Annotated in this window: 13 protein-coding genes; all 13 read right to left on the bottom strand. The window is 28.8% G+C overall.

Annotated elements, in window-relative coordinates; genetic code table 11:
• Positions 1-142: 142 nt before the first annotated feature.
• Positions 143-436 carry a ribosome assembly RNA-binding protein YhbY gene (gene yhbY / locus B2W91_RS20125; RefSeq protein WP_291584202.1) on the bottom strand — a complete coding sequence of 98 codons (294 nt, stop codon included), beginning with the start codon at positions 434-436 and terminating at the stop codon, positions 143-145.
• A 10-nt stretch (positions 437-446) separates the two neighbouring features.
• Positions 447-1,724, bottom strand: coding sequence for a GTPase ObgE (gene obgE, locus B2W91_RS20130; protein WP_291584204.1), 1,278 nt, complete (start codon positions 1,722-1,724; stop codon positions 447-449).
• A gap of 769 nt (positions 1,725-2,493) precedes the next feature.
• Positions 2,494-2,796, bottom strand: coding sequence for a 50S ribosomal protein L27 (gene rpmA / locus B2W91_RS20135; protein WP_191740017.1), 303 nt, complete (start codon positions 2,794-2,796; stop codon positions 2,494-2,496).
• 4 nt (positions 2,797-2,800) lie between these two features.
• Positions 2,801-3,133 (bottom strand): ribosomal-processing cysteine protease Prp, encoded by a 333-nt coding sequence (locus B2W91_RS20140; RefSeq protein ID WP_291584208.1) that lies wholly within the window; start codon positions 3,131-3,133, stop codon positions 2,801-2,803.
• A 2-nt stretch (positions 3,134-3,135) separates the two neighbouring features.
• Positions 3,136-3,447, bottom strand: a complete 312-nt coding sequence (gene rplU / locus B2W91_RS20145; protein WP_291584210.1) for a 50S ribosomal protein L21 — start codon at positions 3,445-3,447, stop codon at positions 3,136-3,138.
• A gap of 187 nt (positions 3,448-3,634) precedes the next feature.
• Entirely contained in the window at positions 3,635-5,065 is a 1,431-nt protein-coding gene (locus B2W91_RS20150; protein WP_291584212.1) for a ribonuclease E/G, read from the bottom strand.
• Positions 5,066-5,085: 20 nt separating this feature from the next.
• Positions 5,086-5,790 carry a TIGR03936 family radical SAM-associated protein gene (locus B2W91_RS20155; RefSeq protein WP_291584214.1) on the bottom strand — a complete coding sequence of 235 codons (705 nt, stop codon included), beginning with the start codon at positions 5,788-5,790 and terminating at the stop codon, positions 5,086-5,088.
• Positions 5,759-7,618 (bottom strand): TIGR03960 family B12-binding radical SAM protein, encoded by a 1,860-nt coding sequence (locus B2W91_RS20160; protein ID WP_291584215.1) that lies wholly within the window; start codon positions 7,616-7,618, stop codon positions 5,759-5,761. Before B2W91_RS20160 ends, B2W91_RS20155 begins: the two co-directional genes overlap by 32 nt.
• Positions 7,619-7,767: 149 nt before the next feature.
• Complete coding sequence (locus tag B2W91_RS20165) at positions 7,768-8,640, bottom strand: M50 family metallopeptidase (protein ID WP_291584216.1); 873 nt, start codon at positions 8,638-8,640, stop codon at positions 7,768-7,770.
• Positions 8,641-8,660: 20 nt separating this feature from the next.
• Positions 8,661-9,422, bottom strand: a complete 762-nt coding sequence (locus B2W91_RS20170) for a M23 family metallopeptidase (protein WP_291584217.1) — start codon at positions 9,420-9,422, stop codon at positions 8,661-8,663.
• 246 nt (positions 9,423-9,668) lie between these two features.
• Entirely contained in the window at positions 9,669-10,037 is a 369-nt protein-coding gene (mgsA, locus tag B2W91_RS20175; RefSeq protein ID WP_291584220.1) for a methylglyoxal synthase, read from the bottom strand.
• Positions 10,038-10,048: 11 nt separating this feature from the next.
• Positions 10,049-11,149 carry a rod shape-determining protein RodA gene (rodA, locus tag B2W91_RS20180; RefSeq protein WP_291584222.1) on the bottom strand — a complete coding sequence of 367 codons (1,101 nt, stop codon included), beginning with the start codon at positions 11,147-11,149 and terminating at the stop codon, positions 10,049-10,051.
• A 343-nt stretch (positions 11,150-11,492) separates the two neighbouring features.
• Positions 11,493-11,759 (bottom strand): cell division topological specificity factor MinE, encoded by a 267-nt coding sequence (gene minE / locus B2W91_RS20185; protein WP_291584224.1) that lies wholly within the window; start codon positions 11,757-11,759, stop codon positions 11,493-11,495.
• Positions 11,760-11,761 lie beyond the last annotated feature (2 nt).

The following is an 11,761-nucleotide window of genomic DNA, read 5'->3' on the forward strand; positions in this document are numbered from 1 at the left end:
CTTAATTTCTAAGGATTTAAGTCATTTTTTAGAAAAATTATTTTCCAAAATATATTTTAAGTTTTCATATTAGTTCCATATCATAAATAGGTATGCTAAAAACATTATGTAAAAAACCATGAAAATTCATGGTTTTTATCATTTACTTTGGAAGTTCTATTTTAGGTTTTTTAGCTGATTTTCTGTATATAACTAGTTTACTTCCTATAGCTTGAATGCCTTCGCATCCTAATTCTTCACATAAAATATCAGATGCTTCTCTAGGGGTCATTCCACTGTTATTTAATGTTTTAATTTTAATAAGTTCTCTTGCTTCTAAAGCTTGATCTACTTGTTTTAAGAAATTCTCTTCTATTCCACCTTTTCCTACTTGAAATATAGGATCTATATTATTCGCTAAGCTCCTTAAATAGCTTCTTTGTTTTGTACTTATCATAAAACTCCTCCTATAATAAAAATTCAAATTCAAAATCATTAAGTCTTATAGTATCACCATCTTGTACTCCCATAGCTTTAAGTTCTTCTAATACACCTTTATTTCTTAAAACCTTATGGAAGTATCTTAAAGAATCTGGGTCATTTACATTAACACTATTAAGTAATCTATCAACAAAGCTTCCTTCTACAACAAATATACCTTCTTCTTCTTCACGTATTGTATAAGTAAATCTCTTTTCCTCAGGCACAAATCTTTCATCATTACTGATTTCAAGCTCTTGAACCGGAATATGACTCAGCATCTCCGCAGCTTCCTTCATAAGCTCATCTAACCCTTGATTTGTAGCTGCTGAAATTTTAAATACTTTATTATATCCCATTTCATTTAGTTGTTTCTTAAAGCTTTCAAATACTTCTTCATCAAATAACATATCTGTCTTATTAGCAGCTATTATCTGTGGTCTATCCCATAATTTAATACTATACTTTTTAAGTTCTTCATTTATTTTCTTAAAATCTTCAATTGGATCTCTGCCCTCTACTCCTGATATATCTACAACATGTATAAGTAACCTTGTTCTTTCAATATGTCTTAAAAAGTCTAAACCTAAGCCTACTCCTTCTGCAGCCCCCTCTATTATTCCTGGAATATCTGCAATTACAAAGTTTTGTATTCCTTTTAAGCTCACTACGCCTAGATTAGGCTTTAATGTAGTAAAATGATAGTTTGCAATTTTAGGCCTTGCTTTAGAAACTACTGAAAGCAATGTGGATTTTCCTACATTAGGGAAACCTAGAAGCCCTACATCCGCAAGTAATTTAAGTTCAAGCTTTACCCATCTTTCCTCACCAGGCATACCTGGTTCTGCAAAACTTGGGGCCTGCCTTGTTGGAGTACAGAATTTAGCATTTCCCTTTCCACCTTCTCCACCTCTGCAAACTACATATGTATCACCAGCATGAGATAAATCACACATTATTTTATCTGTTTCTACATCTCTTATTACTGTACCCATTGGCACATCTATTATAAGATCTTCACCATCTTTACCATAACATTTTGATCCTTGGCCTTTGCCTCCATCATCAGCTATGAATTTTCTATTATAGGAAAAGTCCAGTAATGTAGTCATATTAGGCTCTACTCTTAATATAACACTTCCACCATTACCTCCATCTCCTCCATCAGGACCTCCAAGCGGCACGTATTTTTCTCTTCTAAAGGAAATAGATCCATTTCCACCATTACCAGATTTAACAAAAATTTTGGCTGTATCTATAAACATACTTTTTCACCTTACCTTAAATAAAAATTATTCTAACATACATAACTATATTATTTACTAAATTCAATTTTTTATGGATAGTTTATATCACATAGATATATTACCTTAAAAATTAATTTATAGCTAGATGTGGCTGCTCTTAAATATCTCAATTTGCAACTTTAATCAATGGAGAATTGAGAATGGACAATTCTTCATTATATAAGGTAAAAATTTCAATAATTTAGTAACACAATTATATAAATCTATAAATTAAGCTTGTAAGCAGTACACCTGTATTGATAGAGTTTTTTCTATCTATATTATAATATAGCAAAAGTAATTTATTATAAAGTATCTTCTTAATTAAGAATTAAGATTTAAGAATTTTAGATACTTCTTCTCTTATATAGCTTATAATGCACATTATATATACTTCTCCCTTATGAAAGAAGCTTTGAAATGATGTCTTTTCCTATTTCATAGTTTAAAATGCTTTTAAATCATTTCTTTATATCCATAGACAGTTATAGGGATACAAGCTCGAATTTCAACTTATTCATGAACCTTAAAAATATTTCCATGCAAAATAAAGCATTGATTTTTAGATGCTCACGAGCATGCATCACTATTTTAGGTTCCGAAATTTTAAATGTATAAGTTAAACTGTGATTTTAGAACCCTATAGTCCATAATTCAATTCTCAATTCTTAATTCTCAATTTATCAGTTTAATTCATAAGTTTCTATTCTATAGATTAAAAAAGCACCCTAGCAGGGTGCTTTATCAACTATTCAGCTATTGCAACTTCTACATCGATTGGGTAAACGCTAGCTTTTTTTCTGTTTTTGCCCATTCTTTCGAATTTTACAACTCCATCTATTTTAGCGAAAAGAGTATCATCTCCACCTATTCCAACGTTGTTTCCTGGATGGATTTTTGTTCCTCTTTGTCTAACTAGGATGTTTCCTGCAAGCACAAATTGTCCATCTGCACGTTTAACACCAAGTCTTTTAGATTCACTGTCTCTTCCGTTCTTTGAGCTACCTACTCCTTTTTTATGAGCAAATAACTGAAGGTTCATAATTAGCATAATACTACACCTCCTCTATATCTATCTTTATATAATCACCGTACGTAAATGCCATACTTTGTAATCCAACATGCATAGTTTTAATCAAAACTTGACACTTTTCAATGTCTTCACTTGTTAGATTTTTTAACGTTAAATTTATAATACCATCATTTATTTCATATTCTGGCTTTAACTTTAAAACCTCTTCCATACCAAGTATGGTGGTTTGTGATATTACTGATATACCACAACAAACTAAATCTATATCTAGATTTTCAGATTGTGGAGCAGCATGACCACTAACAGTAAACCCAATATATGTATCACAGTCTTTGTAAAATTTAACCTTAGTCATAATTAAGCTTCTATCTTTTCAATTACTATCTTTGTAAAAGGTTGTCTGTGTCCTTGTTTTTTTCTGTAGTCTTTTTTTCTCTTGTATTTGAATACTATAACTTTTTTAGCTTTTCCTTGTGCTACTACTTTAGCAACAACTTTAGCTCCTTCAACTACAGGTTTTCCAATTACTAACCCTTCTTCTTTTCCAACTGCTAAAACATTATCAAATTCTACAGTTGAATCAACGTCAGCTTCAAGTTTTTCAACGAATACTACGTCTCCCTCTTGAACTCTGTATTGCTTTCCTCCAGTAAGTAAAACTGCGTACATTAAAATACACCTCCTCAATCCAGTCTCGCCATTTAAGGTACATTTAATAAAATTAAATGATTTAATAAAACCTATTCTGTGCGGTCTACAAAAGCCATTGTAGCATATCTAAATTTATTTGTAAAGGAATTTTATTCTTTTTATGACAAAGATATAAATCATAAAATAAGTTATAAAATATTAATGATTATTCATATACTTTACAATTTTCTAGATTTCTTATTTGATTTGCAAATATCAATGGTTCTATTTTAAAAGTATCTAATCCATTAATATAATTTATATATATACGTTTATCCAATGCATTTATATTTTTTATAAAAGCTATTAAATCTCTTTGGATTTCATTTTTATAGAACTCATCTACCTCAATATATATATCCTTGACATTTTGCTCACTATTTAGTCTCTTAATACTATTTCTAATCATATTTTCAATATAAGATAATTTTATTCTTACCCCTTTGCCTTTACATGATACACATTCTTCAAAAATATACTCATATATAGATCTCCCAGTTCTTCTTCTTGCAATTTGCACTAAGTTTAGCTCGGTAAAATTATATATAGTAGTCTTGTTTTTATCATCTTTAAAATATCTTTTCAGAGTATTAATAACATCTCTTTTTTCATTATCTTCTATTAAATCTATGAAATCGATTAATATTATTCCACTTAAATTTCTTAATTTTATTTGTTCAGCTATAGTTTTTGCTGCTTCAATATTTGTAACTAATGCTGTTTTTCTAAGAGATGAGCTTTTTATATTTTTAGCTGAGTTAACATCTATTACATACATTGCTTCTGTTTTTTCAATAACAATATTTCCTCCACTAGGAAGAACTACTTTATTATTTCTAAGACCTAATATTTCTTTCTCAATACCATAATAATCAAAAAGCCCTATTGACCCATCATAAATTTTTATTTCACCTTCATGGTATTCAGAATTTAAAATTTCCTTACAATAATTAAAATCTGCATTATTATTTACAATAATATTATAGTCATCACCTGATGTTTCTCTCAGTATATTCCCTAAGATTCCTTCACTTCCATACAATAAGCCTATATTTTGATAATAAGTAAATTTCTTAGCTATATTTTCATATATATTATATAGATTAGATAACTCTTCTTTCAATATAGATAAGTCTACATTTTGTCCTTTAGTTCTTATGACTACCCCTATATCTTTAGGCTTATCTAAATTATCTTCTATATATTTTATAAAATTCTTATCTTTTATTTTAGGCGAAAATTGTATTGTATTGTGACTATTAGTTACAACAATATAACTTCCTGGCACACTAATTGAATTTATAACTTTAGGACCTTTCTTACCAATTTCTTCTTTTATAACCTCAACTAATACTTCATCACCTTTTTTTATACTTTTCATATTATCATTTAAATACATGTAAGCATTTTTCTTATAGCCTATATCTATAAAAGCACATTTAATAGCAGGTACAATATTTTTAACTACACCTTTGTAAATATCAGAGATTTTAGGAAGGTGATTTTGTTCTTCTATGTAGCATCCTTTTAATACATTATCTTCTTTCACAGCAATTTTAAGAAAATCCTCTTGTCTTTCAATAAATATTTCTTTCAAAAAAACACTCCTAAAATTTATTAAAAGTACTGATTTAGAGGGAGAATCTTTTTCTCTTTATATGCATACATATCGATTCTCTCTATATCTACAAAAGAATCTTCTTCTATAGATTCTACTTTTTCTTTTATGTAATCACTAAGTAGGCTAGCAGAAAGATTTTCTCTACTACCACAAGCTAATAATGTATTTAATACTACTCTATTGGTTTCAGTGCTATAGCTAATTTCTTTTATTAATGGCTTTATATCAACTTCTTTTTCACCTTTTTTACTCTTTTTTACTATACTCCATTGGCCTTCTTTATTTAAATCCTTTATATCTTCTAATGCTTTATTCACATCTTTAGCTTTTAGCTTTATTATGTATTTAGCAGCATCAATTATAGCCATCGCTTGAGGTGCCTTAGAGTTTTCCTTGCTCTCAACCTTCTTTACATCTAGAAATCCAACACCTCTAGGCGTATTTTCGTTCAAATTCTTTAATATTTGTTTTTCATCCATTTCCTCTGCAAATACAACATCCATATACTCTCCTTTGGAATATGTACCTACTGATAAAGGTTGAGCTATAGATATAGTCATATGCGGATTAAATCCCTTAGAATATTCTATAGGCAATTTAGCTCTTCTTATAACTCTTTGAATTGTCCTCATTAAATCTAAATGAGATATAAATTTTATTTCACTTTCCTTAGTGTATTTTATTAAGTATCGCACCTTCAAAGCACTTTCCCTCCTTAAAGCTCATGTTTATACCACATTTTTCACATATTCCTCTACAATCTGGTGTAACAATGGCTTCCTTAGCTTTATTGTTTTCCTTTATTAAGAATTCTTTAGTAACACCTATATCTATAAAATCCCATGGAAGTATCTCTTCATAATCTCTTTCTCTGTAAGCATAGAAATCTCCATCTACATTACAGTCACTCATTGATTCATTCCATGTATCAAAACTAAAGTACTCTCCCCAGCCATCAAAACGAGCACCTTTTTCAAATGCCTTTATTAATACATCACAAAGCCTTCTATCTCCTCTTGCAAATACAGCCTCCATATAACTTACAGGAGACTCATGCCAATTATATACTATGGCCTTACTTTTAATTGAGTTTCTTAAAGTATAAATTTTTTCTTTAACATTAGACATAGTATCCATTGGTGCCCATTGGAAAGGAGTAAAAGGTTTAGGTACAAATATAGATGTGCTCATTGTAACTCTTAACCCTCTTTTTCTTATATGTTTTGGAACATTAAAGTATTGTTCTACTACCTTTTCACCTAGGTCTGCTATACCTATAACATCTTCCATAGTTTCATATGGCAATCCTATCATGAAGTATAATTTTAACGTTGACCATCCTGCTTCAAAAGCGTTTCTACTAGACTCTAATAAATTTTCTTCATTAACACCTTTATTTATGATATCCCTCATTCTTTGACTTCCTGCTTCTGGAGCAAAGGTAAGACCTGTCTTTCTGACCTTTTGAATTTCATTAATTAAATCTACAGAGAAAGAATCTATTCTTATAGACGGTAGAGAAACACCTATTTTTTCTCCTTCATATTTTTTAACTAAAGAAAATATTAAATTTTGAATATCTGAATAATCACAAATACTTAATGAAGTTAGTGAAACCTCTTCATATCCAGTTTTCTTGATAATTTCATCTACTTGATTTATAAGTGTATCTGTCTTCTTCTCTCTAACTGGTCTATAAATCATACCTGCCTGACAAAATCTGCACCCTCTTGTACAACCTCTAAAAGTTTCTAAGGTAATTCTGTCATGGACTATTTCTGTATATGGAACTATAAGTTTATCTGGATATACATTTTCATCAAAGTTATTTATAATTCTTTTCTTAACAGTTTTAGGTACATCATCATAAATAGGTTTAAACTCTTTAATTGTATTATCATCTTTATAAGTTACCTCATAAAGACTTGGAACATATACTCCTTCAATTTTGCATACTGCTCTTAAATAATCTTTCTTAGATTTATTTTTATATTCTTTATATAAATCTAATATTTCATGAATTACAATTTCACTTTCCCCTAAAACAAAAATATCAGCAATATCATATAATGGTTCAGGATTGTAAGCACATGGTCCTCCCATCATAATTATTGGACTTTTTTCATCCCTTTGAGATGCTCTAAGAGGTATTCCTGCCATATCAAGCATATTTAATATATTTGTATAGCTCATTTCATATTGTAATGTAAATCCTAAAAAATCAAACTCTGATAGTGAATCTTTACTTTCTAATGCATATAATGGAATATTATTTTCTCTTAATTGCACTTCCATATCAGGCCATGGAGCAAAGGATCTTTCACAAAAAGTATCTTCTCTTTCATTAAGCACATAATATAATATTTTGCTTCCTAAATGAGACATTCCTACCTCATAAACATCAGGAAAGCAAAAAGCATAACGTATATCAATTGCACTTTTATCTTTATTATAAGAATTAAATTCTCCACCTACATATCTAGCTGGTTTTTCAACTTTATATAGTATATCATCGGAAATTTTATTCATTCAAATTCCTCCTTAAGTTAATTACAATACTTTATTTTATCATAAGCTAAGAATATTTCAAAATAAATGTTGATTATATAAAAATTACTTTAATATTTAAAGTATAAGTTATTTATTCTCAAAATATTGTGCTTACTTTGGATATTAAGTTACGGTCTTGGTTCTCTATAAATATCAAAATCTCTATTGATTATAAATTGCTCTAAAGTCATGTTCCCTTGATCCTTTAATCCATTTATTACTTCTTCTTCATAAATAATCTCTAAAACATCCATATTATCGTCTAATACAGTAAAAATATTATATTTATTTTTATCCACTAAATCTAAGAGTTGAAGTAATGTTAATTTATAATGTACAGATATACTTTTATTTTCTATATAACCTCTTTTAATTAATTTTTCCCTTTTCTTTATTATATAACCCATAATTACATATACTATCCTTTCTTTTTCCTTTTTAGAAATAACTAAAATAAAAATAGCTATTAAGGCTAAGTTAATATTGGATATACCATAAAGCAAAGCAATAAAGTAAATTATGAGCAATATGTATCCTAAAATTATACTTATCCTTAAGGCTATTTCATTAGCTTTTTTATATAAAAATTTTGTTGTAAGTATATCTCTTAAAACTCTACCTCCATCTAGCGGGAAGGCGGGGAACAGATTAAATATTCCAATCGCCATATTATATCGTAAGAACAAAAGTATATAACTATTATTTATATATTTATAGACAATGTAGCTTATAAGAGCAATTATAAAATTTCCAATGGGGCCACTTAATGAAATTATTATATCCTCCATAGGAGAAGCCTCATCTAAGTCTTTTAATTTTAAGGCAGCGCCAATGGGTAATATTTCTATACAAAATCCACTATAACCTAAAATTCTAGCAGTAATGTAATGAATCATTTCATGAATTATAACTATAATAAATCCTAATAAAAGCTTATAGTTTATTCCTATAACAATTAAAAACAATAAATAGGGTATAAAGTATTTACTAAACCGTATCAACCCACTCCTCCTCCAAATTTTTAGGTTACCATATAACTATATACATCTTGCGTTTTTCCCATATATAAAATTTCAAAATAAAAGGTCTTAGGTTCTACAGCATCTCCCTTTATCTCACCTATAGTTTCATCCTTTTCTACTGATTGGCCTACATTCACATAAATATCAGATAAATTATAGTATTTACTTTCTATTCCTCTTCCATGATCTATCAATATATAATTACCAAGCTTATCATTATCTATCTTTTTAACTCTTCCATTATTACAACTTTTGATATCCATATTCTCATTAACTTGAAGTTTTAAAGCTTCATCTATACTTTTATCCCATTTATTATTACCATAAACTTTTTTTGATGACACTGGTAAAGAGTAATCACTTTGAATTTCTTCATCAATGGTTCTTCCACCTACAAAGCCTATTTTAATTTTTTCTATTACTTTTATACTCATATTTTCTATATCTTGAATATCTACACTCTTTACTTTTTCAAAAATAGATTTATAATCATAACTTTTGTTTATCATAGTTTTACTTAAATTATAAAATTTAATTGTATATTGATTTTTATATATCTTACATCCTAAAAATACTATGATTAAAAAAATTACTACAGATAGTTGCATTATAATTCTATTACCATAATTTTTACGGGACCATGCCCATATGAATCCACTTCTATTGGTCTCCTTATTAATCCTATTTTTTGGGTAATATGCAGATTTATTTCTAGTTAATGCTGAATAATATTTTTCATATTGTTCACTATAACCTCCCATTTTTCCTCCTTTATAACTTCTTGCTTTTCTATTTTATATATATTAAAATACTTGAATTTTATGAATAAAGTTTAAAAAAATCTTAACTTAGAAATAAAAAATCTTCGCCAATACTTGCATCGTCCTATTTTCATAAGAAAAGTAAATAATAAAAATAGCATATAACTTAAATTATNNATAATTTAAGTTATATGCTATTGGGTTTCTATTTTAACTCATCTATATATTTAAAATTTAAAATACTTTTTATCTGCTCTTTAAAGCCTTCATAACTACTTCAGCTGTGCCTAGGTTTGTAGCAAGAGGTATACAATGAACATCACATAATCTAATAAGAGCGGTTACATCTGGCTCATGTGGTTGAGCTGTAAGAGGATCTCTTAAAAAAATTATAAAATCCAGTTCTCCCTGTGCAAGTTTTGCACCTATTTGCTGATCTCCACCTAAAGGTCCAGATAAAAATCTATGCACTTCAAGATCTACTAAATCAGTTAATAGTTTTCCTGTAGTACCGGTAGCATAAAGTTCATGTTCACTTAATATATATTTGTATCTTCTTGCAAACTCTATCATATCATCTTTTTTCTTATCGTGGGCAATTAAAGCTATTCTCATAAAAATTCCCCCTAGAAATTTATTTTCTTTCTTCTCATACCAACATTTAATATTAAACCTAAAGATATAAAGTTAGTTAACATTGAACTACCACCATAACTAACAAAAGGAAGAGTAATTCCAGTTATAGGCATTAACCCAATGGTCATACCTATATTTTGAATTATAGAAAACATTAGCGCCCCTATTATTCCTGTACAAATTATACTTCCAGCTACATCCTTTGAAGTTTTTGCTATCTTTATTGATTTATACAGAATAATACCATATAAAATTAATAGTATTAACGCTCCCATAAGACCCCATTCTTCTCCAATTACTGAGAAAATAAAATCTGTATGGTTTTCAGGAACAAATTTGTACTGCTTACCATTTAAAAACCCAAGGCCAAAAACTCCTCCAGATCCTATAGCAATTTTTGATTGTATTAGCTGTAAGCCATGACTTAGCTCAAATTGCTCTGGATTTAAAAAAGCTACGAATCTCGATTTCCAATAAGGTTTCATAAGAGGTGAATTCCACAAGGCAACTACGGCTAAGAATATACCACCTAACCCTCCTACAATAGCTTTCCAATTCAAATTTGTTACAACAACTATTCCTAAAACCATAAAGAAGCATACCATAGTCATACCCATATCCGGTGCTATAACTATAAGCAACATTGGTATAGCTGCATATATACCAAGCTTAATAACGCTTTTTACGTTATTTACATCTCCATCCATATCTTGAATTTGCTTAGCAAGCATTAATATCATACCAAGCTTGGCAAACTCTGAAGGCTGAATTGCCCTATTTCCAATACTTATCCACCCTGTTGCTCCATTTACTTCGCTACCTAGTACAAACTCCGTTAAAATTAATAATACAACACCTGCCCAGTAAAAAAGAGGTGCATAATTTAAAATTAAAGTATAGTCAATTAACAGTATAAAATATATAGTAACAAGTCCAACTATAAGCCATGCAAATTGCAATTTTGCATAATAGCTTCCTATTGCACTATATATATTCGCAACAGAAAAAAGAACTATAATTACCACAGCTACAATTATGCCGTAGTCTATTCTTTTTAACAATTTATTATTCAGCTTTAGATTCTTTAGCATATGTATCCCTCCAACATAAATATGATTATAACATATTTGATAAAAGAACAAAAGTAATGATCCGCCTGTAAATAGCTGGTTAAACTAAAAATATTTAGAGGATGTTTTTCAATTATTACTGAGAATTTTTAATTGATTCTTTTTTGAAGTTACAATGCAACTTCAAAAAAGAACTAGCAATTGCATTGTTTATCTCCATGATGCTAGTAAAGTTCACTAATTTTCTTTCGAACTATGCCGCAGGGGAACCCTAAAGAACTTCCTGCTGTTCCCCATGGTTGTTTAATTCACAATTGTGAAATTATAAAAAAAGCTATGCATATAAATAATGCACAGCTAAAAGTTATCTATTTTTAATTTTTTTAATAGGTATACTAGCAATTAATGCTGGAGAAGCACCTTCAATTTCTTCGGCCTTTGTAAATTTAACATCCACATCGCTATCATCAATTTCTGCGTAATTAGATATAACCTTTAATAGATCTCCCTTTATCATTTCTAAAAAATCTGGGGAAAAATCAGCCCTATCATGAATTAATATCAATTTTAATCTATCTGTAGCAATATCCTTAGAAGACAATTTACTTGAAAACATTTTAAACAAATCCATAT

The organism is Clostridium sp. UBA6640, assembly GCF_002455975.1.
GTDB lineage: Bacteria > Bacillota > Clostridia > Clostridiales > Clostridiaceae > Clostridium_J.